The following is a 19,231-nucleotide window of genomic DNA, read 5'->3' as shown; positions in this document are numbered from 1 at the left end:
GGAGTCGTCGCCTTGCAGTCGGGTGGTGATGGTTTCGGCGGCTGCTGCGGGGTGTCCTTCGATCGGATCGGTTTGCGCGATGTCGAACACGGACAGGATCGGGAACCGTGCTGCGCGGCGGGTGGTTTCCTCGCCGGTCTCGGTGTCGGTTTCGGTGATCTTCTTGGTCGAGTAGCCGAAAATCTTGATCGACTTTTCGCCCTTGCGGACCTGTCGTCCGAGTTCTTGCCACTTGCGGAATCCGGCGACCTGGCTAGCGTCGGGGGCCTGCGAGAAAATCAACATGACGTTGTTGAAGCTGTACGCGTGGAACGCTGCTGCGGCGGTCAGGTAGGCGGCCCATGCGTCGGTGTCGGTGAGCTGGGCGACCTTCGCGGTGATGCTCTCGTGCAGTGCGGCGGCCTGCTCGCGTCGTGCCGCGCTCTTGTCTGCCGTGGTCTTCGCACCCATAACTTTCAACCTCCGCTGATCCGGTGGCGCCCCCTGCTCGGTGGCCGCCAATTTTTTTGCCCTGCTGGCAAAGGAGAATCGCGTCGGCATGAGGGGGCCGGAGTGCCACCCCTGGGCCGGGAAAATTTCTCTGCGAGCGTGCGAGTGCGGGTTGAGAAAATTTCTCGGAGCCCTCGGGTCGGCATCGCCGCCAGGGGTTGCGTGTAGGTCACCGCCGACGAGAATCGGAAGGCCAGAAGGACAAACAGATCAACGCTTTTCGCTGGTGCGGAGCGCAGCGGAGCTCATTTCGGGGGACACCGGTAGGTGGTCGGCCGCCGGGCAGGCGCCAACACACCGCCGGCGACGGGCCAGGCGTTCGCACCTCCCGCTCGGGTGGCTGGCGGGGTGATTGTGCGGGAGCGACGGAGGCCGGCCACGTGTGGTGTCGCGGTAGCTCTGCTCTCGAGATGAGTTCATTGAAGAGAAACCGTCTATTTAAACCCGCCCTTATTCTAAGAGGGTATATATTTTTGGCCTTTGTTAGTTAATATGCAGTGCCGCCCCCAGCTCGGAGTACCGGCGCATTATTATCGGGGCTGTACGGGCAGCTGAGCGCCGATTCTTGTCGAGTGCATCAAATCGGTCTCGCGACCCCGGAAAGCTCGCAAATTGTCGCTGCGACCTGGTAGGATGTAATCCGTTGCTTCGAAATCTCGGGGCGACAAAGAATCCCGAAAGAATGGACGGCGGCTAGTTTTGTGCGCAAATCCTGAACCGAAGGGAACAATCGTGAACTAACAGAAAGGCTCTATCATGGTTAATGAAAGTACGGTAAATGAAGAAGATGGATCTAGTCGAGAGAATGCGTCTGGACAAAGGACTCGACCTCGTTGGTGGTCGGATGAGTCTTTGGCAACGCGGGTGTGGCGCGGCGATCGGTCCATGCGGGTGATCGGCAAGGCAGCGGATGCCGTTTGGGGTCTGATCAGCGTGGTTTTCCTGCTGATTCGCGTCGTGGGCTGGCTGGGGTATGGGGTTCCTTTTGGGGATCCTGCTGCGCTGGAGGTTGTGAAGTCGGCGGTGTGGATCCCTGGATTCAGGGGTTTGGTGCGTCGGGTGTTGATTGTGGCGTTGGCGTTGCCGCTGATTTTGGTGGGCTGGTTGGTTCGTTGGGTGCGATGAGCGTGAAGGCGCTGTTCGTAGGCCCTTAATCGCAAATGGAGATGAGGATGGTCCGACCCTGAGTCGGGCCATTTCTCGGTCCGGGGGTTGTCCGTCGGGGTCGAGGCGTGGTCGCGTTTCGGCTGGTTCGGACGTGCGTTTCGGATCTTCGTCGGCGGCGGTTGGTGGTTGAACGCTGTTAATTTGGGTGTGTCCGCAGGTTGATGCGAGGTGGGGGAAAAGTTGATGGATGGTTGGAGTCCGGATTTTCGGCCGCGGGCGTGGGAGCGGGACAAGAAGCAGTTCGCGGCATGGACGGGCGGTGCTGCGGTTCGTTCTCCGTGGAAGCGTCGCAGGTTCAGGATATGGCGCGAAGAGCAGCTGTCTAGCAAGTTGCGTTTGGCTCACAAGGCTGAGCAGAAGCGCCGGGCGGATCTGATGGCGAATCCGAGTCCTGAGCTTGTTGCGGCGTATGCGGAGTTGCGGGCTGCGGAGGCGGCGTCCGGTGCGCGGATCGGTTGCGCGCGTGGTGGCGATATGACTGACCCGGAAACGGTTCGGGTTCTTGCTCGTTTGGTGAACGAGCGCGCCGAAAAGTTTCAGTAGGAGCAATTCACGGCCACATTTATTGTGGTCAATCTGCTTTTGTCCGGAAGTTTTCAGTCTCTGCCGAGGTCGTGTTCGCGTTTCGGTGTCTGGGTCCGCGAGGTTTCCGGCCCGCTCGTCCCTGATTCTCGTGAACCTGTCGGTGGCTGTGACGGGTAGTCGAGTAGGCGTCCGCGCATGAGGTCGCTGAGTTCGTTCGGGTTGTACGGTTCGCGGTTTCCGCTGCGGAGATGGTCGATCATCGCCTTGTGATGCTCGGCCACCTCGAGGTGAATGACGTTGCCTTGGGTTTTGGCGAGCGTGGGTGGTTCGGTGCCGTTGCGGTGTACGCCGGGGGCGAGGACGTCGCGGAGCGGTGTGTGGGTTGCTTCCATGGCGACGTAGCGGGCTGCTTGCACTGCGGAGGCGTGGACTTTCTGCCAGTCGATGGTCCAACCGGAGGATTTGAGGAGTTCGTCGAAGAAGACTCGTTGTGTGCGGGAATTGCCGTCCCGAAACGGGTGCAGGACGGTGGTTTCGCCCCAGTGATAGGCGAGGCGGTCGACGGCGCGGTCTTTCGGGAGTCCTTGGGGGAAGTTGTCTTTGGCGATTCCGCGGAAGATGAACGCTGCCTGGTTTTCGATGTGTTCGGGTCGGCAGTGTGGGAGGTTCATGCCGACGGCGCCGGTGTCGCGGGTGCGGAGGGTGCCTGCCCAGTCGTAGACGTCTTGCAAGATGAATTGGTGGATCTTTTTCAGGTGGTCGAAGTCGAAATTACCTGCGATGGGCTGTAATTCGAGCTGCAGGATGCGCTGATACGCCGCTTCGGTTTCGTCCTCGAGGAGTGCTTGCGGGTCGGTGTGCCCGAGTTTGTTGATCCGGACCCCGGTTTCGGGGTCGACGTACGGGTCTTTCAACTGCGGGCAGCTCGGCGACGGCGGTTTTCGGCGAGGACGAGTGCGACTGCTTCGTCGCCGGTGATTTCTCCGCGTAGTTGCCGGCGGCCGACTTCGATGCCGTATTCGCTGGGTTCCATGCCGGCCATGCGGTGGCCGGCAGTGGCGGCGGCGATGGCTCGGTCGATCTGGGCTTCGGTCATGTGCGACTGTGCGTTGCGTGCAGTGGTCACCGGTGCTCCTTCGTCGACTCGGTCGAGCGTGGCGGTGCGCAGGGGAGCTGCACACCGTTGTCTATTCTACCTGATCATTGCCTGTTTCCTGCGGTCAACAGCCGTTGTGGGGCGGTGTTCAGAACAGAGTGTTTTGGGTTTGCGCGGCGGCGTCGTCGGTGCGTTTCTCGTAGGCGGCTGCGAGGGTTTGCGCTGTGGTGGGGCTGCATCCCATTTCGGTACCGATTTCGTCCCAGTCGGCTCCGTGGTGGTGCAGCTGCCAGGCGTCGTGTTCGTCATCGTTCATGTTCTGGGTTCCTGTCTGCTCGAGGGCGACCTTCGGAGTTTGGCCGCTTTCAGGAAGCTGTAGGTCGAAAGGGCGAGTAATCCGACTCCGGCGATGAGGGTTCGGCTGGTTCCGATGGTGAAGTCCAGGGCTGCGACTGCGAGGGCGAGGACACCGAAGATGCTGTGTTTCACCACCCCCGGCCTGCTGATTCGCTGATTTGGCTTGTCTGGAGTGTTCATGCTCGGCCTTCGCGGATGGCGGCGAGGCGTTGGGAGGCTGCGCGGCGTTCGCGGCCGATGCTGAGCAGGTGCTCGAACAGTTGGTCTTCGGGGAGTTCTTCGGCGGCTTGGGCGAGGGATCGTGCTGCTTCGCGGAATCCGCGCCGGTAGGCCTGGGTGAGGACTGCTGCGATGTTGTGCTCGAGTTCAGCGGACGGGACGCCGATGGTGGTGATGTCGGTGAGCGCTTTGGTGAGCTGTTTCCCGAGGTGCCCGCTGGTGCGGCCTTCCTGCTGCAAGGTAGTGAAGACGTGGGCACTGTTGTGAGGTTTGCCGGCAGTGACTAACTCCTCGATGGCGGTGAACAGTGCCGCGTTCACGGGCCGGTAGAAGTCTGCGCTGGTCAAGGCTGCGACGGCACGTTTCGCGCTCTCGGCCGGCGCCCAGAGCAGCGAGCACAGGAGTTGAGCCTCGACGTCGAGGGCGGTGCTGTACTCGTCGATCTCACTGTCGTTGTCGGTGAGGTCGTCGAAGTCGGGGGCGGTGGCCAGTGAGAGTGTCACGTCGGGGTCCTTGCTGTCGCCGGTGGGCATGGGAGGTCAGGGTCGCTGTGAGGTGAGTTGCCGGTGGCTGCGCAGGATCACGGCGGCCGCGCGGAGGTTGCGGGCAGCCTCGGCGAGATGAGTTGCGATGTCCTGGTCATGGGCGGAAACATCTCCGGCGGTGTCCGTGCCGGGGGCGGTGTAGAGGGTGTGCAGTTCTTCGCGTGCATCGCTGATTCCGGCGAGGGAGTCGTCGAGGGCGGCGAGCATGGTGCGGAGTTTGCGGTCGACGGATTCGCTGTCGCGGCGGAGCTCGGCGTCGAGTGCGCGGTCGACGAAGTCTGCATCGGGAGTGAAGGTGAATGCTGCTGCGGTCATGGTGTCCTCGTTTCGCTGGTGAAAGGGCGTGGTCAGGCGGCCGTGGTGAGCTTCTTGATTTCGTCTGGGCGGAATCCGCTCCAGTGGTTTTCTCCTGCGACGACGACGGGGGCTTGCAGGTATCCCAGGCTCATGACGTAATCGCGGGCCTGTGCGTCTTCGGTGATGTCGATGACGGCGTATTCGATTCCCGCTTTGTCGAGTGCGCGGTACGTGGCATTGCATTGCACACATGCGGGCTTGGTATATACGGTGATCGCCATTGTCATTCCCCCTCTTCGATGATTCTTTATTGATTTCAGTCTATCGAACAATGCAATATAAACCAATACTTTCGCGGGTATTTCTTCGATTAGTTTCCGCTTTAGTTAATGACATCTTCAATCATTTTCCGCATTCTTTCGCTAATACCAAACCCTGATGTACACAGCTACCTGCATGCGCCCTACCTGCACTTTCTCCCCATCCCCCGGTATGTGCCGATATTCTGGTCTCGTCGGGAGTGGGTCAAGGTGAGCGTAGGAAAAAATATCTTAGCGCCTTTGTTCGAGCGTGCGAGTGGCGCGTGTGGATATTATTTCTGGAGCGGCCTTGATGCGCGAGTGTCGGGATAGAAGAATGTTCACACCGGGGCGGGTCGATTTCTTTTCCTTGCGCTTTTATCGTGGGTCGTGGCTGGCGGCCGGGTGATTTCTCGAGTGTCTGTGGTGGTGTCCGCCCTTCCGCCCTTCCGGTCCGCCAGTGGCTCTGACCGCCGGCCGGAGGTGGAAGGTGCGGGGCGGAAGGGCGGACGATCCCCAACCCTTTCGGGCCGGGGATCGCCGCTTCATCGGGTCAGTCGATCGCGACCTCGTCGAATGTGAGCTGTCCGGTGATGATTTCCTCAACGGCGGCGAGGGTGTAGCCCTGTCCCATCAGGAAACTGAGGTACTGGTCGGCATTCTTGGGCTTGGATCGCCATGCGTCTTTGACCATGCGGGACTCTTGCGCGGCGATCACCAACGCGAGAAGCAGCACCTGAGCGCGAGCCTCGGACACCTTCGCCACTTGCTCGGCCAACTCTCGGCCGGGGTAGTAGCCCTTGAATCCGAGCAGTTCACCGAGTGATTCCGCTGCCTTGTATTCCGAGATCAGTCCGGGATCGCGGGCGAGGGTGGCCGCGACGTAGGCCGCTGCCGTTTTCGGCGGGGTCTTGCGGGCGAGCAAGGTCGTGCGCAGAAACTCGCGGCGGACGGTGGTCGCGGCCTCGGCCTGCTTGTTCAACTCGCGGACTCGTCGCCGTTCCTGCTTGTCCTTCGCTTCCTGCTCGCGCACTGCCCGAGCTGCCTCGGCGGGGTCGTTTCCGCTGGCACCTGCGGCGGCGGGAACGGCGTCGATGATCGGTCGCGGCTCGAGTCCAGCGCCTTCCTGGTCGATGCACCAGTAGTCCGGTAGGTACTCGGGCCGGTAGTCGACGGTGTTGGCGTGCCGTAGCCCTTCCTCGGGTACGGCGGAATCGTCGTCCTCGGTGTCCCAATCGACATCGTCGTAATCGACGCGCTCGCCGGTGGCTTTGTCGAAAAACGCATCGTTCAATCCCAGAAACACTGCCCAGAACTGCGGGGCTGCGTCGACCAGCTCTTGGGTGACCTCGTCGCCGTCTGTGGTGACCAGCTCGGCCGGGGACACCTCGTCACGGAAACTGCGCCGATCGAAGGGAAAGATCGTAAATCCCTTCTCCGCGAACGGAGCTGCGGCGAGGGCGTATGCCTCCCGTTCTTCGCGCAACCCGCGTAGTCGCTCCGCTACGTGGTCGAAGTCGTAAGACCTGGTGGTAAGGAGCTTTTCGACGGCTTCGGCGTCTCCGGCTTCCTCGAACTCGGCCACTACTGCGGCGTGTGCGAGGTCGAGCTGTCCGGCGTCGAGGGCTGCGCGGGCTGCCTCGGCTTTCCCTACCGCTGCCTGGGCTTTCACGTCTTTCTTGTCCATCGCGAGGGTCTTGGACACCTTCGTGATGGATGCGCCGAATTCGAGCATCTGCGCAACTCCTCGGGTGTGCTGCGCTGCGGTCAGCCCTTCGCGGTGCCGGTTGGCGGTGATCTGCTTGCCGATCCGGTCGACGGCGCGGGCCTTGTCACTGCCTGCGGTGTCGGGGTAGATCACGACGGGAATGCTGGTCAGTCCGGTTTCGCGGGCGGCGAGGGTGCGGCGCTGGCCGTCGCGGACGACGATCGTTCCGTCTGCGGTTCGTACGGCGCTGATCGCTTCGAGTACTCCGTTTTCGCGGATGGATTCGACGAAGTCGGGGGTCTGCGCCAGATCGACGCTGTCGCGGACGTTCTCGCCGATGTCGAGGGTGTCGGGGTGCAGCTGCGCGACCTCGAGTGCTGCGGCGGGGGCGGTGTGTGTTGCGGTCACGGTGTTGCCTCTCGTAGACTTCGGGACACGACACCGGGCAGGTAACAGCTGCCCGGTGTTGTGTTGTTTCCGTAGGGTTTTCGATCTCAAGCGGTGGCCGGTTCCAAGATCACTTGATCGGCCGTGGGGTGACGGTCTCGGCAGCTATCGGCCTCGATGTGTGCGTCCATCAGGGCGGAGGCGTGGCCGTGGTAGTCGAGCGCGATGAGCAGCTCCACGAACACGTCGATTTCCGGACAGCAGTTGTGCTCGACGACGCTGCCGAGATACTCGGCTGTCTCGAACAACTTCGCCCAGGCATCTGCTTTCTCGCAGATGTTGTGCAGGTCGTAGCCGTACATCGTTTTCTCCTTCGGTCGGGCGGTTGTGGTCGGTCATGCTGCGCGTCCTTGCGTGTGACGGATGGGCGGGTGGTTAGTTGGTGGGGGTGGCGGCGGCGTCGATGTCCTCCTCGGTGTGTCCGGCGTCGCGGGCTGCGGCGCGGGCGGCTGCGAAGGCGTCGACCAGGGCGGTGACGTCGATGAACCCTTCGCGGCTGCGGTCGAACATCGCTGCATCAAGGGCTGCGGTCGCCTCGACAACGGCGACGAGCGCGGGTGCGAGGGTGTCGGTTTCGGTGCTCACGTGGTTTTCCTTTGTTTTGGGGTGGGCGGGTTGGCTGTCGTCTACTCGGCGTTGACGCACTGTGCGGCGTCGTTGTGCATGCGAGGGCAGGAGTAGTCCCCGCACCCGCAAGTCAGTCCGGCGTAGTGGTTGGTTGCTGCGTTGTAGTCGTCGCTCATCGGTGACCTTTCGTTCGTGGCTGGGGACGAATCCCGTGCCCCGCCAATTTTTTTCGCCTTCTGGCATAGGAGAGTTGGACCGGCATTAGGGGGCCGGAGTGCAACTGGTGAGCGGAAGAGTTTTTCTGCGAGCCTGCGAGTGCGGGTTGAAAAAGTCTTTCGAGCCGAAGGCCGAAGCGAAGCGGAGTCAGCGGTTGCGCGCAGGTCACCGCCGGTCAAAATCGGAAGGCCAGAAGGAGAAACAAATAGAACGCTTTTCCAGACGGAGCGAAGCGGAGTTCTCTTCGGGGGACACCGAAGGTGGCCAGGCCGCCGGGCAGGCGGATGCAGTTTGGCGGCTCAGTGCCATCTCCGGCGAATGCGGCAAGATACGTGCATGACCAATCAGAGTGGGGAAGCCCCTATCCAAATCAGCGGCAATCCCACTGACTTGATTCAACTGATGGAGTGGTTTCGACACGACAACGCATTGCGCGGGCGGATCCAGCTTCAGGCACCGCCCGCACAAGACGGACAAATGGGTGGCCTCGCCGATGTCTTGTTGGTGGCCGTTGGCTCTGGGGGCATCGGCACCGCCCTCGTCGCTTCCCTCAAAGCTTGGTTCGCTAACCGGAACTCAGATGTCAACCTCAAAGTCACGCTTCCCACCGGCGCCGAGATTTCGGTTGAGGGTAAACGCGTGAAGCAGGACAAGATTTTCTCCAATATGCAAACGATGATCGACTCCCTGGACACGACAGCATGAGCCGCCGGCCGGACCTTGACCGGTCTCGTGCGGTCCTGATCGGTGTCAGCCAATACGGGGCGGATGAAGAACCCACTGCTAGCTCCGAGACCTTGTCATCCCTCAACTCGGTTTCTGCCAACCTCACGGATGTGCAGCACCTGCTGACGGAACCGGATCTGGGCACCTTCGCTGTTGAACACTGCCAACTCGTCGAGAATCCGAAAGGGCCCCGCGAGATTGGTCGCGTTCTCGAAGCAGCCGGCCGCGAAGCCGAGGACGTCTTGTTGGTGTACTACAGCGGCCACGGTCTCGTTAACAGCCGCGGGCGGTTGTATCTGGGGCTACCTGGAACGAACCCTAGTCAGCTGCCCTGGACAGCGTTGTCATTCGAACTAGTACGCGAAGCTCTCCAGGACAGCCAGGCAGCGGTACGAATACTGGTCCTGGACTGCTGTTTTTCAGGTCGAGCCTTCGAGTCTATGAGTGGTGACACCGGACTCCAGCCCGCTTTACTTGATGTCGAAGGCACCTACACGCTTGCCTCCTCTGCTGCCAATCAACCGTCCTTTGCGCCGCGGGGAGAGCCGAACACTGCGTTTACAGGGGCACTCCTTGCCGCAGCCCGCCAGTCACCCGGCCAAACCCTCGAGGAGCTATACGGCGCAACGCGCAGACGTTTGAAAGCGCAGGGTCGACCGGAACCTCACCGCCGAAGTGTTGATGCAGCTGGCGACATAGTGCTCTTCGGTACCCCACGGCCCCCTGCTCCGGTATCCGTGATCGGGCCGCCTGAGCGCACTTTTGAGTTCGATGAAGCACGAAGGGTTGTACCCTCCGCCACCTCGAACCCGCTTGGGCCGGGATTCTGGAACGTCACAATCCACAACGGCAGCGCCACCCCAATCACTGAGCTGGACGTACAGGTATATCCCGTTGGGGACGCCGGGATCCGAACCGAGGACGAATGCGTCCCAGCAAAGGGCCAACCTGCTTTGGTGCGAGCATTCAACGAGCGCCCTCGTGCAGAGCTTCGAAAGAGGCTCGGATCACTCAATAGCGCAATGGTCGAAAATGCCGCTTTGAGCAAGGCAATTTCTGTTGCGCTGCAACACGTTGCGAGAATGCCTGATTCTTTTCCGGTATCTCTTCCTGCCGGCGAGAACTCGACAGTTCTCTATTTTGCGCCTGAGGCGTGGGCAGTTCGAGCGGACCTCATATTCACTGACGCGGCCGGAAACAGGTGGTCGAAATCCGATATTGAGCATCCACAGCCAGCCGGAGAGGGCCAACCGATTCAAACCTGATCTACAGCTTCGGTGATCGCGTCGGCGGTCACCAGCAAGTCGATCTCAACGACGTTGGTTCCGCCGGCATCGGTGACTCGCACGGTTACCCCGGCCAACCATTGACCATCGTGCATCCTCGCCCAAAATTTCAAAATACCGTCGAGGTATCCGGACATGTAGAGCGCGGACGTTTTCACCCGCATGCTCACATGATCGGCGCGTGAGGCTCCCCCACGTCCGAGCGGGAGCGCACGGCCGATGTCGACTTTCACTGCCCGCGGCGGGTCGAATGTCCTGATCACGGGGTGATCGGGCCATCGTTCGGACCAATGGTCGGTGTTGATCACTGCGCTGCCCTCAAAGGCGGCGTCGATGCGATGACGGTGTCGTCGACGGTTGCCCAGCGGAGTTGTCCGCTCTCGTCGCGGATCTCCATACGTCCGGTGCGTTGCTGGAATCCTTTGCCGGCGGCCGCGACATCGAGCTGAACGCCTGTCACTCGCCCTCTCCCCGCTGATAATCCTGAGTATCCGGAAACTCGGGACGAGATGCGCAGATCCGGACCGTCCCATTGCCCCTCGGCGACTATGAGCAGCGAACCCTTACTCCGCGCACGGGCGGTCACTGCCCGCCCGCGTGAGGGCGTCACAGCGCCACCGGACAGACCCAGGACAACGGCGTCGAAACCCTCCAGCAGAATTGCGGCGCAGTCGATTCCGGCGTCCTTTGGCTGAGGGACGAGGGCGATCTTCGCTAAATCTCCGCCTTGCTCGTGGAAGGCGAGGAGTCCGAGTCCGGGCATTCCGATCACGGCGACGTGGCCGCCGGCGGCGGTGATGGTGGCGAGTAGTCCGATCAGGACTGACGCTGCGCCGTCGACGCTGACGACGGTTCCTCGTGCAAGCCCCCCGCGTGGGAGTAGATCGCCGATCGGAGTAGGGACGGGAAGCATCCGGAGGGCGGATTGCGCGGTGGCCACGATGGGGGTCGGCTCGCGCTCGTCGACGGGGCGGAGCATGACGGATGGGGTGGCTGGTTCGGTGCCGTCGGATCGTGCGGGTATCGACGCCATTTTGCGGCGGAGTTGTTCGAGCCTTTCCGCTTTGCTGAGGACTTCTGCACCGGGCGTGACCTGGTCGGACAGTTCAGTCATGACGACCTGCCCTCCTGCCGGTTCACTACCTTCACTTACGATAGTCGAACAGACGTTCGATGTCATATGTCCCCACTCGGGTGACGGTCGCCGAATGTGTCGGCTCCGCGGCGTACCGTTTTGTTTGGTGATTTCGTCAGGGAAACGCTGAGACTCCACCCGCTGGCGGATGGGTTTCCTGTCGAAAGGTTGAAGGGCATGGCGCTGAGCAGACTTGCGCAAGAATTTGCGGACGAGATCAAGCAACACGATTGGTCAGATGCGCCGTACAGACGCGATCGGGCAGGGCACGACCGATCAACCGATACGAACCGCAGCACAGGCGCCCTCACTGACCGCGGCCCCGATTATGTGCGGTGGAATGCTGTCGTGGTGACGGCTCAGGTTTTGATGTATTCGGATCCGAATCTCGACCTGGTGGAGTTCGCGATCGCTTGTGGGCTCCCTGCGGATATGACCGGCACAAGTGAGGACGCGGACGGATTCCTCACTCAGGGCATTCGGAGGGACACTTCTGGTCAGGTCACCCGGCCTGGAACGTACGAGTGAGGGTTTGATGAGTGAGATTGAAGAGCCGGACGCGATTCAGGGGTGGAGCCCGGCGCCGGACGAGGGCCAGGCCGGCACGGTGCTGACTTCGGATGGTCGGTGGGCGTATCGGTACAAGGACGGTGCGGATCTGATCCTGATGAAGATGCCGGAGCGTCCTGCCCCGGCGTAGGAGTGCAGCAGTGAGGCCCGCACCGAATCCGGTGCGGGCCTTGCCTGTTGGTTAGCCCAACTGTGTATTCATCTTGTTCGCAAGCCATTCCGCGTCTGACTGGACCATCGGTCCGCGTAGGCAGTAGCGGCCGCGGCCGTCTTGGACGTAGTGCGTGAAGCACTCGTTCTCGTATCCGCCGTGTTCTTCGGTGCGGGGTATTACGACAAAGCGTGTGGGAGTGGCTGTTTCGGTCATGGTGATGCCTTCCTGCGAGTCGGTAGAGTCGCTCCCCTGTCACCATGTCGAGGGTGGGCGGTCAACCCCGTAGAGCGGAGCGTGGGTTGACGGGTCGGGTCCCCGGCATGGTGTTCTGGGGCGACTTGTACGACGACTTTCTTGACCACTCGGGGCCGCGGAGCGGCAACGGCGCCGGAGGTGTCGTTCGGTTCTTGGTGTGTGGCCGGCGGTGGTTGTGTGCGGCGGTGGGCACCTCCCGCTCGGTGCGCTGGCGGGGTGATTGTGCGGGAGCGACGGGACTCGACACGGGTGGTGTCGCGGTAGCTCTGATTTTTGGTCGGTGAATGAGTATCAGGTCGCCACGTGTGACCGATCTGGACGGGTTGCGTTCAGGTCAGGACTTCGGCTTGCGCTTCGGTCTGGGTCAGTGCGGCGACCTGATGCTCGTCGCGAGTTCGAGGATAGTTCAGGTGTCCGACAGTGTCGGGTAACTCGGCAGGCCTCGGATGGTTACGATTTGGGACGCTCAGCGAGCACTTTCGGTACCGAGCTGAGGCTTGTGATTGCCGCGCCGGCGGCGGGATCAATAGCACGGGCCAGTGCTAACGCTTCGTCGTGGCGGGCCGCGTGGTTGGCGTTCAGAGTTTGTTCGTGGTGACCTACTCGATTGCGGAGGCGGCGGAGGTTTTCCGCGGTGTTTCCTACGTAGTATCCGACATCGATTTTGCGATCATTTGTGTTGCCCCGGGCTCCTGGGGGCCATTCGGTGTCGATGTGGGGAAAGGCGTTGATAGTCGCGTTCAGCCATAGGTTTTCTCGCCCTGACCGGCCAGTTTTCTTGACTTTTCGGTGTGTGAGTTGATTGGACTTCGTCAGCAATAGGGATGTCAGGTTCCCGAAGGTCAGTTGTGCGACCAGGTCGTCGTGTGTGACGGAGGCACCGGACCTGGGGTGTGTTGGAGCTCTTTGTGCTGCCGCGCGACTGGCGCAGCTCTTGGCGTCTTCTGCCATTTTGGTCTTGAATGAGTCCAGTGGTCTGGCTGCATTGGTGAGCCATTCTCGGCTGCCGCCGCCCGGAAAGGTGTTGGATACGTTCCAGTCGGCGAGGGCGTTGTCGAGGGAATGCCTCAGCATCATTTCGACGTAGCCAAGCACTTCGTACCAGGCCGCGTGCAATTCCCCTTGCCATGCGTACAGTGCGGCAACATTTGCGTCTGTTGGGTCTCCGCATTCGGCTCTGTACACAGCCAATCTGGGGTTGCTCAGGTGCGGGAGGATTCGTGCTGGCATGGAATTAACCTACATAGCGGCCTTCGTCCAGGATTCGCAGTATGCGGCGCCGGGGCTGGCGCCGGACGGAATCATATTTGCGGGTCTTGGACAAGGCGCAATTCCAAGTGATATTGTCATGGAGCACAGCGTCAGACAGGATCTGTTCGCTAATAGACACCGACGAAACCCTCTGCCAATTCAGCAGAGGGTTTCGTCATTTCTGGGTGTCGTGGCCCCTGAAGGGTGTCGGCCGGAATTCGCAGGACCCTCGGGGTTGCCCGCAATCACATTCGGCGCTTTCCCCTTAGTGGTCCGCCCGTCGAGGTGCTCCACTGGTTAGTCCGGCTGCGAACCGTCATACCCTGCCTGGCCCTCCAGGACTGCGATCTCCGAGGCCAGCTGCGTCTTTGCTTCCTCGGCAGCTTTTTGGTCGGCCTTCCGCTGCTCCAAGTACTTCTTGCCCGCAACTGCACCGCTGGCCACGAGCACGGCACTCACGCTGACGAATGCGGCACCCGTGCCGAAGCCTTTCGCGAAGATGGCAGGCTCGGCCTTCGATACAGCCTCTTTCTGAATTATCTTGATGAAACTCTGAACGCCGCCCACTTGCTTGGCTGCGGTCGCGAAGTCCTGATAAGGACCCAGGTTGCCCATCTCTTGCCCTTCGTCGGTGGTGTCATTCTGGTAGCGCCGGCCCATCTTCCCCTAGTTCGGCTGGCCGAGTAGCGCGATCCAGATGAGTTCTCGGGAAACCGCTTGAGCGGCTTCCTGCGGGTTCGGGTGTGCGTTCTGACCATCGTCATCTCGGACGACGCAAACGCTCACCCAGCACGTGTCACGTCACTTGCCTCTGCGCCAGTCGATCATTTCGTTGATGTGTGCATCAATGGCGCGCACTACGTGGTGTACCTGGTCCTCTACGTCTTCGAGCGCGGTCTCCGTTGTAGCGAACTTCTCGAAGGCCTTGACATAGTCAGCGCTATGGCCGAGCTTGCGGGCCGATCCCTTCCACTGCCGCACAGTGCGATAACTGATCTTTTTCGCGAGCGTTTGCCCCGCGAGAATCTCATCGAGCGCACGGGCTCTTAACTCCTCGTCGATGACGACTCCGCAGTTGCTACCCCGCGTTTGGACATAGCTGAGGTCTAGATCCAGTTCTTCGAGCCGATCTATCAGATGTTCCGAGAGCGTCTTTGCCAGCTTCTCTGCCGTATCGATCGGTGAGAGAGCCAGTAGTCTGTCAGCGTATCGCCCCAGTTCGGAGGGGTGGTGCTTCTGCTCGGGAAAGAGCGCGTCGAGCTCGGGGGTAGGCGCGCTCATCGCAATCGGCACGCCAGACGACGAACTTCGTTGCATCAGGTCGCAGACGACATACGTGTAGATTTTCGCTGCTGCCTCGACGGTCGCCGGCCGTACCTTGTCGTCATGGTAGATCTCGTTGCGGTACAGGTGCATCCGCCTGAGAACAGCGGCGTGAGACGGGCTGAACACATCGTTGAGTTGAAGATAGGCAACCTTGGGGGCGAACTCACTCTCGATCTTCTTCAGGTCTCCGTCTGACACCAGCTTTCGCTCGAGCTCGGCCTTCACGTCTACAAGTTTTCGAGGCGGTGCATCGTCGTCATCGAATGGCGTCGGCTGCTCTTCGGTCTCGCCTCGCTCCAAAGCGGCACACACCGCCTCGTAGTAGCCCTGGCCCAGGTGATTCAGAGAGAGTTTGCTGTCGCACTCACGCTTCAGTAGCAGTTCGGCGGTGTTGTCGAGAAGCATCAGGCTGATCCGCCAGCGAGACACGCCCCCCTGATGAAGTAGTCGGTTCGATTCCGAAACCTGCACCACGAGACGCTCAACGCTGTCCATATTCGTCCGATCGTCAGCCTGCCGAGATCGCAGTATGCCCAGTGGGATGCGGCGACGCCACCGCCTCGGGGACGAATCCGACTCGTGAACCGTACCCTACAGTCTCATATTCTGGTCGACTGGCGAAATCGGACTTGCGAGATGGACCTTTCGGTATTTGGCTCTGAGCGCCTTCCTGTGGTCTTAAGTGTGCGTTTTGACCCTCGTCATACCGGACGGTGAAGATCGGGCGTCTGGGTGCGACTGACGTGGCGAAATTTCGTACCGAAACGTCCAATTTGGGTGTCCGTTGGATTTGTCCGTTATGGCATAGGCTCTAGTGGACAATTCGTGTTCGGCAGTGGGGGTGGCGTGAAAATCGGGTATGCGCGGTGCAGTACGGTCCGGCAGGACACGGCGGTTCAGGTTGATCTTCTGGTGAAGGCCGGGGTGGATCGTGACATGGTCTATGTCGATCATGGTGTCAGTGGCCGGCAGGCTCGTCGGCCGGGTTTGGATAATGCGATCAACGCGGCTCGGGCCGGCGACGTGTTTTGTGTGACGAAGCTCGATCGGTTGTCTCGGTCGGCGAAGGATTTGCATGAGACGGTGGAGCGGATCGCGGAGAAGGGTGTGTCGCTGTCGATTGATGGTCAGGTGTACGACCCGGCTGATCCGATGGGGAAGATGTTCATTGGCATTCTTGCGTTGATGGCGGAGTTCGAGTCGGATCTGATTCGTTCGCGCACGCGTGATGCTGTTGCCGCCGCGACGGCTGCTGGGAAGATGAAAGGTAGGCCGCACAAGCTTTCGCCCGAGGAGCGTGCGTACCTACTGCAAATTTATGAGACGGGCCAGTTCAAGATCGAAACACTATGTAAGAACACGGGTTTGAAGCGTTCGTCGTTGTATACCAATATCCAGCTTGCGCGGATCGAGCGGGAAGCTAGCGGCCGGACCCCTCGGGTCGAGAACTGAGCTCGAAAGTGGGATCCGGCCGCTAAGTCAATGGTGCAGATGTTGTCGGTCTAGTTGTCCCTCAAGCAATTTCGACCAGTTGATATTGAGGTCGACACCCGTATTTTAGATCAGGCGGGCGTGAAGGCATTGCGCAACTGCGCTGTTACCACGCCTTCGAGACAGGTTGCGAGGTCGATGTCTTCTCGCAGGGTTGCTGATGCGTTGGCTGCTCCGACGGTGCCAGCGCACAGGTTCCATGCGAGTCGGTGCGCGGTGGGGGTGTCGGTGAGTTCTCCGTCGGTGATGGAGTTTTCGACGATGTCACTGATCGCGTCAACCCAGTGCGCGAAGGCTGCGCCGTTGACGACGGTGGGTTCGAGGGTGAGTTTCATTCCTGCGCAAAGGTTGGCGTTCTCGGCAACCAGGGCCATTGGGATGATCGCAAGGGCAGCCGCAATGGCAGGTACGAGTGGACTGTTACCGAAGCCCACCACAGGTCATACCCCGGATCTTCAACTGGTTGTCGGCACGTGTCTCTACAGTCAACTCGGGTAACAGTCCGGATCGAGTGTCAGGAGCAGGGCCGATGACGTTCGTCAACGATGCTCCATCCCCGCTGCCCGGCATGCCCGACAGCGCTCCCGCGCTGCGGGCGTTCCAGATGACGTTGATCGGGCAGCCCCAGCCTGTACGCATTCCGGAGCGTCTGTGGCGTTCTTGGCTCGACAATCCTGCCGTCGTTTCTCGTTTCGAGTCCAAGCGATTCCGACGCCGCCGGGAGCAGTGCTGGCCGTGGATCGGCGGTGTGTCTTCGACCGGGCATGGTTCCTTCCGGGCGGCGAGTCTGCCTGGGCCGTCCCGCCGCGGGACCGTGCCGGCGCATTTGTTCGCCTACCAACTCGAAGACGGTGTCATCTCGAGGTTGGGCTGGTCCAACACCGACGACGCGGTGCTGTGCCACCAATGCGACTTCGCCGGCTGCACCAACCCGGCACACATGCAGTTGGGAACCAATCGCAGCAACCGCAGCGAATACGAGCTCCGGCGACGCAACATCGCCAGCCCACTCGCCGACGTTCGAGGACCCGCGGGTCGCACTCGCGCCATTGCCACCGCGATCCGTACCGGGATCGAACAAAACGTAGGAGTCGACGTCATCGAAGAGCGCATCGCTGCGGCCGAGGCTGCAGGACGTCCGCTCTCGCTCTGGTAGCGAATATTGCCATTCGATACTGACGATGCACGTTCAATGTGGGTGTATTTCGTTGCGGTGCAGCGACTTTCATCCACAAAATGACATAATATAGGTTATCGGCGAACGTATGGGCGGCAATCTATTGACCGCAACACATCCGGCACATTCAACTTTGGCGATCGAACGCGAAGCGCCGGCGACGGCATTCGGTCGCTGCCCCGGAACCCGATCCGTTAGAACATCGGTACGTTCGCTCGTGGCGCGAGTTTTCCAATCTGTAACTTTCGATATCTGTGACCCGGCGGGACAGAAAGGTATACATATCTCATGTGCCCGGCTAACGACAAGGAGACCGATGAACATGCTGGACCTTTTCTCGTTCGTGATGCCTCGATGACTGCCTCCGGCGTCGCCGCGCCTACACACCGAGGTCTTCCCACCACATCCGGCAGGAAAAGCCCCGCTACCACCACTCGCACCACCACGACATACGGCTCGGATACGCGATGACCATTCTGCCTGCAGCGGCGGAGCCCCGATGAGCAGTCCTCGCCGCATCGCGCGGCTCTACTCTGCCGCGAACAGTCACGAGGTGCCGCCGGCACACCAACTGAACGCACGCGCCCGGCGCACCCGAACGGCCCCGCCCCCGGACGTCATGGCCGCCGTAGAATTTCTACTCGCAGAGCCCGATGCCTACCTCTACCGGCGTCGCTACCTCGACCTCATCACCCACACCCTTGGCCCGGACGGCACCGCCGTCACCGACTACACCGCCGCCGAAAAATACCTCCTCACCGCCGACAGATGCAGAAGAGCAATACAACGTACGACCGACCTTTACGCAGTGCCGACAAGAAAACCCGGAAACGACGCGTCCAGGTAGGCGCAATTCGCGCCCCCACCAGGCAGCGAATTGAACAAGCCAACGGCGAGCCCACAAATCTGGAAATGATCTATTCCCTGACCGTCACCTGCTCCTGACGCTCGATCCCGGACTGTTACCCAGGACCACGAACCCCAAGCCACGGCGCCGAACCTCATCCAATGCACTCTCCGGAGTATGTGCGCTAGGGCACACCCCGCCGATATAGGCCGCCCAGACGACCACAGCAGGGGCAGCACTCGATGCTGGTTGTCGATCCATCCCCGCAGCTCACCGTCCCCGTACATTGCTGCCTGTGGATAGAGGGAGACTCCGGACCGCGTACTCAGCGCGATCAATGCTGCGAGGGAAACCGATCAGCTGCGGAGAGAACGTGCGGCAGGCACATCGGTAGGACTGTTGACGGCAGGAAAGCGGCGTACCAGTTGCTCAACCAGAGCGTGCACCCGATGAAGGTCCTTGCGCAGAGCCGCCGCATCGGTGCGCGCAGCCGACGCCAACACCGGTGCGACCGGACGCGCACCCCGCACCAGCCGCAGCGCGGATTCGATGCGCTCCGACAACTCGTCGATCTCCGAATTCAACAGAGCCAGAAACACTCTCGCCTGCGCAACATCGGACTCTTCTGCCGCGGACACAGCCATTATGAAGCGACCAGCGAGGAAAGTTTCTCACCCGCCATGCGCTCGACGAGCAGAGGAACAAAATCACGCACCTTGTGACCGTCGAAATGAGCATGAGCAGACGCAACAGCGTCCGCAACGACATCAGCCGATATCGACGGATACTTCACCGACAACCGCGTCACCGCATGAGCGATCAGTCGTTCTTCCTCTTCGGTTTTCATCGGTAAATACTGCGCCCCACCTGCCCATAGTTCAACAGGAGACGACTATCGACTACGCGCAACGATCAGCACCTAGTCACGCTGCGCTGCCACGAGCCGAAACCGACCGCCGAGGTCGCCCCACACCGGCGACGGGTGCGCGGAACCGGGATGCGATCCTCACGCAATCTCTCACCCTGAAACCATGAGCACCGTCCCGTCGTCGTGACCGAACACGGCCGCAACGCCGCGTTC

Annotated in this window: 30 protein-coding genes; 10 read left to right on the top strand and 20 right to left on the bottom strand. The window is 61.0% G+C overall.

From position 1 onward, the window contains the following. Nucleotides 1–450 (bottom strand): ArdC family protein (locus RE4_RS29045; protein WP_155716997.1); only part of this gene is annotated, 450 nt, incomplete at its 3' end. 924 nt (nt 451–1,374) lie between these two features. On the opposite strand from RE4_RS29045, the gene RE4_RS29040 reads away from it, so the two are divergent. After that, a complete protein-coding gene (locus tag RE4_RS29040) occupies nt 1,375–1,614 on the top strand; it encodes a hypothetical protein (RefSeq protein ID WP_019750019.1) in 240 nt (79 codons plus the stop codon). Nucleotides 1,615–1,839: 225 nt separating this feature from the next. Then, nucleotides 1,840–2,199 carry a hypothetical protein gene (locus RE4_RS29035; protein ID WP_037134948.1) on the top strand — a complete coding sequence of 120 codons (360 nt, stop codon included), beginning with the start codon at nt 1,840–1,842 and terminating at the stop codon, nt 2,197–2,199. A gap of 53 nt (nt 2,200–2,252) precedes the next feature. Here RE4_RS29035 and RE4_RS29030 read toward each other — a convergent pair whose 3' ends face one another. From RE4_RS29030 to RE4_RS28990, 10 genes are all read right to left on the bottom strand, one after another. Further along, on the bottom strand, nt 2,253–3,095 hold the full coding sequence (locus RE4_RS29030) for a Fic/DOC family protein (protein ID WP_042449143.1): 843 nt from the start codon (nt 3,093–3,095) through the stop codon (nt 2,253–2,255). Continuing rightward, nucleotides 3,092–3,307, bottom strand: a complete 216-nt coding sequence (locus RE4_RS29025; protein ID WP_007734780.1) for an antitoxin VbhA family protein — start codon at nt 3,305–3,307, stop codon at nt 3,092–3,094. The genes RE4_RS29030 and RE4_RS29025 overlap by 4 nt, the downstream gene beginning before the upstream one ends. 118 nt (nt 3,308–3,425) lie before the next feature. Continuing rightward, nucleotides 3,426–3,593 (bottom strand): hypothetical protein, encoded by a 168-nt coding sequence (locus RE4_RS31390; protein WP_167343370.1) that lies wholly within the window; start codon nt 3,591–3,593, stop codon nt 3,426–3,428. Further along, complete coding sequence (locus RE4_RS29020) at nt 3,590–3,814, bottom strand: hypothetical protein (protein ID WP_042449146.1); 225 nt, start codon at nt 3,812–3,814, stop codon at nt 3,590–3,592. Before RE4_RS29020 ends, RE4_RS31390 begins: the two co-directional genes overlap by 4 nt. Then, on the bottom strand, nt 3,811–4,386 hold the full coding sequence (locus tag RE4_RS29015; RefSeq protein WP_024488173.1) for a DnaB-like helicase N-terminal domain-containing protein: 576 nt from the start codon (nt 4,384–4,386) through the stop codon (nt 3,811–3,813). Before RE4_RS29015 ends, RE4_RS29020 begins: the two co-directional genes overlap by 4 nt. 6 nt (nt 4,387–4,392) lie before the next feature. Next, complete coding sequence (locus RE4_RS29010) at nt 4,393–4,713, bottom strand: hypothetical protein (RefSeq protein ID WP_019750104.1); 321 nt, start codon at nt 4,711–4,713, stop codon at nt 4,393–4,395. Between the two features lie 32 nt (nt 4,714–4,745). Further along, entirely contained in the window at nt 4,746–4,976 is a 231-nt protein-coding gene (gene nrdH / locus RE4_RS29005; RefSeq protein WP_019750103.1) for a glutaredoxin-like protein NrdH, read from the bottom strand. A 571-nt stretch (nt 4,977–5,547) separates the two neighbouring features. Next, on the bottom strand, nt 5,548–7,110 hold the full coding sequence (locus tag RE4_RS29000; RefSeq protein WP_019750102.1) for a ParB/RepB/Spo0J family partition protein: 1,563 nt from the start codon (nt 7,108–7,110) through the stop codon (nt 5,548–5,550). 86 nt (nt 7,111–7,196) lie between these two features. Next, on the bottom strand, nt 7,197–7,451 hold the full coding sequence (locus tag RE4_RS28995; protein ID WP_019750101.1) for a hypothetical protein: 255 nt from the start codon (nt 7,449–7,451) through the stop codon (nt 7,197–7,199). 73 nt (nt 7,452–7,524) lie between these two features. Beyond that, the gene (locus tag RE4_RS28990; protein WP_007734790.1) at nt 7,525–7,734 is read right to left on the bottom strand and encodes a hypothetical protein; all 210 of its coding nucleotides are present in this window, start codon (nt 7,732–7,734) and stop codon (nt 7,525–7,527) included. A gap of 534 nt (nt 7,735–8,268) precedes the next feature. On the opposite strand from RE4_RS28990, the gene RE4_RS28985 reads away from it, so the two are divergent. Then, entirely contained in the window at nt 8,269–8,637 is a 369-nt protein-coding gene (locus RE4_RS28985) for an effector-associated constant component EACC1 (protein WP_127160090.1), read from the top strand. Further along, the gene (locus RE4_RS28980; protein ID WP_019750098.1) at nt 8,634–9,923 is read left to right on the top strand and encodes a caspase family protein; all 1,290 of its coding nucleotides are present in this window, start codon (nt 8,634–8,636) and stop codon (nt 9,921–9,923) included. The genes RE4_RS28985 and RE4_RS28980 overlap by 4 nt, the downstream gene beginning before the upstream one ends. Here the strand turns inward: RE4_RS28980 and RE4_RS28975 are convergent. Both RE4_RS28975 and imuA' read right to left on the bottom strand, forming a co-directional pair. Continuing rightward, nucleotides 9,914–10,252 (bottom strand): hypothetical protein, encoded by a 339-nt coding sequence (locus RE4_RS28975; RefSeq protein ID WP_019750097.1) that lies wholly within the window; start codon nt 10,250–10,252, stop codon nt 9,914–9,916. The two genes, RE4_RS28980 and RE4_RS28975, sit on opposite strands and share 10 nt — an antisense overlap. After that, nucleotides 10,249–11,058 (bottom strand): DnaE2-dependent mutagenesis accessory factor ImuA', encoded by an 810-nt coding sequence (gene imuA', locus RE4_RS28970; RefSeq protein ID WP_029538937.1) that lies wholly within the window; start codon nt 11,056–11,058, stop codon nt 10,249–10,251. The genes RE4_RS28975 and imuA' overlap by 4 nt, the downstream gene beginning before the upstream one ends. 372 nt (nt 11,059–11,430) lie before the next feature. On the opposite strand from imuA', the gene RE4_RS31150 reads away from it, so the two are divergent. After that, nucleotides 11,431–11,607, top strand: a complete 177-nt coding sequence (locus RE4_RS31150; RefSeq protein WP_155250641.1) for a hypothetical protein — start codon at nt 11,431–11,433, stop codon at nt 11,605–11,607. Between the two features lie 7 nt (nt 11,608–11,614). Further along, the gene (locus RE4_RS31385) at nt 11,615–11,779 is read left to right on the top strand and encodes a hypothetical protein (RefSeq protein WP_167343369.1); all 165 of its coding nucleotides are present in this window, start codon (nt 11,615–11,617) and stop codon (nt 11,777–11,779) included. Nucleotides 11,780–11,830: 51 nt separating this feature from the next. Here RE4_RS31385 and RE4_RS28960 read toward each other — a convergent pair whose 3' ends face one another. Continuing rightward, nucleotides 11,831–12,016 carry a hypothetical protein gene (locus RE4_RS28960; RefSeq protein WP_020971566.1) on the bottom strand — a complete coding sequence of 62 codons (186 nt, stop codon included), beginning with the start codon at nt 12,014–12,016 and terminating at the stop codon, nt 11,831–11,833. Nucleotides 12,017–12,342: 326 nt separating this feature from the next. Here RE4_RS28960 and RE4_RS31145 point away from each other — a divergent pair, with 326 nt between their 5' ends. Continuing rightward, nucleotides 12,343–12,489 carry a hypothetical protein gene (locus RE4_RS31145; protein WP_155404353.1) on the top strand — a complete coding sequence of 49 codons (147 nt, stop codon included), beginning with the start codon at nt 12,343–12,345 and terminating at the stop codon, nt 12,487–12,489. 19 nt (nt 12,490–12,508) lie between these two features. On the opposite strand, the gene RE4_RS28955 is transcribed toward RE4_RS31145, so the two are convergent. From RE4_RS28955 to RE4_RS28945, 3 genes are all read right to left on the bottom strand, one after another. Further along, the gene (locus RE4_RS28955; RefSeq protein ID WP_024488132.1) at nt 12,509–13,288 is read right to left on the bottom strand and encodes a hypothetical protein; all 780 of its coding nucleotides are present in this window, start codon (nt 13,286–13,288) and stop codon (nt 12,509–12,511) included. Between the two features lie 318 nt (nt 13,289–13,606). Next, nucleotides 13,607–13,969, bottom strand: coding sequence for a hypothetical protein (locus RE4_RS28950; protein WP_024488131.1), 363 nt, complete (start codon nt 13,967–13,969; stop codon nt 13,607–13,609). 141 nt (nt 13,970–14,110) lie between these two features. Continuing rightward, nucleotides 14,111–15,130 (bottom strand): hypothetical protein, encoded by a 1,020-nt coding sequence (locus RE4_RS28945; protein ID WP_024488130.1) that lies wholly within the window; start codon nt 15,128–15,130, stop codon nt 14,111–14,113. Between the two features lie 351 nt (nt 15,131–15,481). Here RE4_RS28945 and RE4_RS28940 point away from each other — a divergent pair, with 351 nt between their 5' ends. Continuing rightward, nucleotides 15,482–16,087 (top strand): recombinase family protein, encoded by a 606-nt coding sequence (locus RE4_RS28940; RefSeq protein WP_024488354.1) that lies wholly within the window; start codon nt 15,482–15,484, stop codon nt 16,085–16,087. A 110-nt stretch (nt 16,088–16,197) separates the two neighbouring features. Here the strand turns inward: RE4_RS28940 and RE4_RS28935 are convergent, their stop codons facing one another. Next, nucleotides 16,198–16,461 carry a hypothetical protein gene (locus tag RE4_RS28935; protein WP_230544130.1) on the bottom strand — a complete coding sequence of 88 codons (264 nt, stop codon included), beginning with the start codon at nt 16,459–16,461 and terminating at the stop codon, nt 16,198–16,200. A gap of 194 nt (nt 16,462–16,655) precedes the next feature. Between RE4_RS28935 and RE4_RS28930 the strand changes: the two genes are divergently transcribed. Together RE4_RS28930 and RE4_RS28925 are read left to right on the top strand one after the other, a co-directional pair. Continuing rightward, on the top strand, nt 16,656–17,282 hold the full coding sequence (locus tag RE4_RS28930) for a hypothetical protein (RefSeq protein ID WP_019750086.1): 627 nt from the start codon (nt 16,656–16,658) through the stop codon (nt 17,280–17,282). Between the two features lie 520 nt (nt 17,283–17,802). Next, a complete protein-coding gene (locus tag RE4_RS28925) occupies nt 17,803–18,150 on the top strand; it encodes a hypothetical protein (protein ID WP_223304650.1) in 348 nt (115 codons plus the stop codon). A 356-nt stretch (nt 18,151–18,506) separates the two neighbouring features. On the opposite strand, the gene RE4_RS28920 is transcribed toward RE4_RS28925, so the two are convergent. Both RE4_RS28920 and RE4_RS28915 read right to left on the bottom strand, forming a co-directional pair. Next, complete coding sequence (locus tag RE4_RS28920) at nt 18,507–18,794, bottom strand: hypothetical protein (RefSeq protein ID WP_019750075.1); 288 nt, start codon at nt 18,792–18,794, stop codon at nt 18,507–18,509. Further along, nucleotides 18,794–18,997: a three-helix bundle dimerization domain-containing protein gene (locus RE4_RS28915; protein ID WP_019750074.1), complete on the bottom strand. Its 204-nt coding sequence runs from the start codon at nt 18,995–18,997 to the stop codon at nt 18,794–18,796. Before RE4_RS28915 ends, RE4_RS28920 begins: the two co-directional genes overlap by 1 nt. Between the last annotated feature and the right edge of the window lie 234 nt (nt 18,998–19,231).

The organism is Rhodococcus erythropolis NBRC 15567, from assembly GCF_001552595.1.
Taxonomy (GTDB): Bacteria; Actinomycetota; Actinomycetes; order Mycobacteriales; family Mycobacteriaceae; genus Rhodococcus_F; species Rhodococcus_F erythropolis.
This window is presented reverse-complemented; position numbering and strand designations above follow the sequence as displayed.

Bases quoted from the DNA above. Each gene is read 5' to 3' on its own strand.
- RE4_RS28950 (WP_024488131.1), bottom strand. From the start codon at position 13,969: ATGGGCCGGCGCTACCAGAATGACACCACCGACGAAGGGCAAGAGATG.
- RE4_RS28920 (WP_019750075.1), bottom strand. From the start codon at position 18,794: ATGGCTGTGTCCGCGGCAGAAGAGTCCGATGTTGCGCAGGCGAGAGTG.
- RE4_RS29015 (WP_024488173.1), bottom strand. From the start codon at position 4,386: ATGCCCACCGGCGACAGCAAGGACCCCGACGTGACACTCTCACTGGCC.
- RE4_RS28935 (WP_230544130.1), bottom strand. From the start codon at position 16,461: ATGAAACTCACCCTCGAACCCACCGTCGTCAACGGCGCAGCCTTCGCG.
- RE4_RS31145 (WP_155404353.1), top strand. From the start codon at position 12,343: ATGAGTATCAGGTCGCCACGTGTGACCGATCTGGACGGGTTGCGTTCA.
- RE4_RS28995 (WP_019750101.1), bottom strand. From the start codon at position 7,451: ATGTACGGCTACGACCTGCACAACATCTGCGAGAAAGCAGATGCCTGG.
- RE4_RS29040 (WP_019750019.1), top strand. From the start codon at position 1,375: ATGCGGGTGATCGGCAAGGCAGCGGATGCCGTTTGGGGTCTGATCAGC.
- RE4_RS28925 (WP_223304650.1), top strand. From the start codon at position 17,803: ATGAGCAGTCCTCGCCGCATCGCGCGGCTCTACTCTGCCGCGAACAGT.
- RE4_RS28985 (WP_127160090.1), top strand. From the start codon at position 8,269: ATGACCAATCAGAGTGGGGAAGCCCCTATCCAAATCAGCGGCAATCCC.
- RE4_RS28955 (WP_024488132.1), bottom strand. From the start codon at position 13,288: ATGCCAGCACGAATCCTCCCGCACCTGAGCAACCCCAGATTGGCTGTG.
- RE4_RS28930 (WP_019750086.1), top strand. From the start codon at position 16,656: ATGACGTTCGTCAACGATGCTCCATCCCCGCTGCCCGGCATGCCCGAC.
- RE4_RS29010 (WP_019750104.1), bottom strand. From the start codon at position 4,713: ATGACCGCAGCAGCATTCACCTTCACTCCCGATGCAGACTTCGTCGAC.
- RE4_RS31385 (WP_167343369.1), top strand. From the start codon at position 11,615: ATGAGTGAGATTGAAGAGCCGGACGCGATTCAGGGGTGGAGCCCGGCG.
- RE4_RS28915 (WP_019750074.1), bottom strand. From the start codon at position 18,997: ATGAAAACCGAAGAGGAAGAACGACTGATCGCTCATGCGGTGACGCGG.
- RE4_RS29020 (WP_042449146.1), bottom strand. From the start codon at position 3,814: ATGAACACTCCAGACAAGCCAAATCAGCGAATCAGCAGGCCGGGGGTG.
- RE4_RS28960 (WP_020971566.1), bottom strand. From the start codon at position 12,016: ATGACCGAAACAGCCACTCCCACACGCTTTGTCGTAATACCCCGCACC.
- RE4_RS29035 (WP_037134948.1), top strand. From the start codon at position 1,840: ATGGATGGTTGGAGTCCGGATTTTCGGCCGCGGGCGTGGGAGCGGGAC.
- RE4_RS28945 (WP_024488130.1), bottom strand. From the start codon at position 15,130: ATGGACAGCGTTGAGCGTCTCGTGGTGCAGGTTTCGGAATCGAACCGA.
- RE4_RS31390 (WP_167343370.1), bottom strand. From the start codon at position 3,593: ATGAACGATGACGAACACGACGCCTGGCAGCTGCACCACCACGGAGCC.
- nrdH (WP_019750103.1), bottom strand. From the start codon at position 4,976: ATGGCGATCACCGTATATACCAAGCCCGCATGTGTGCAATGCAATGCC.
- imuA' (WP_029538937.1), bottom strand. From the start codon at position 11,058: ATGACTGAACTGTCCGACCAGGTCACGCCCGGTGCAGAAGTCCTCAGC.
- RE4_RS28980 (WP_019750098.1), top strand. From the start codon at position 8,634: ATGAGCCGCCGGCCGGACCTTGACCGGTCTCGTGCGGTCCTGATCGGT.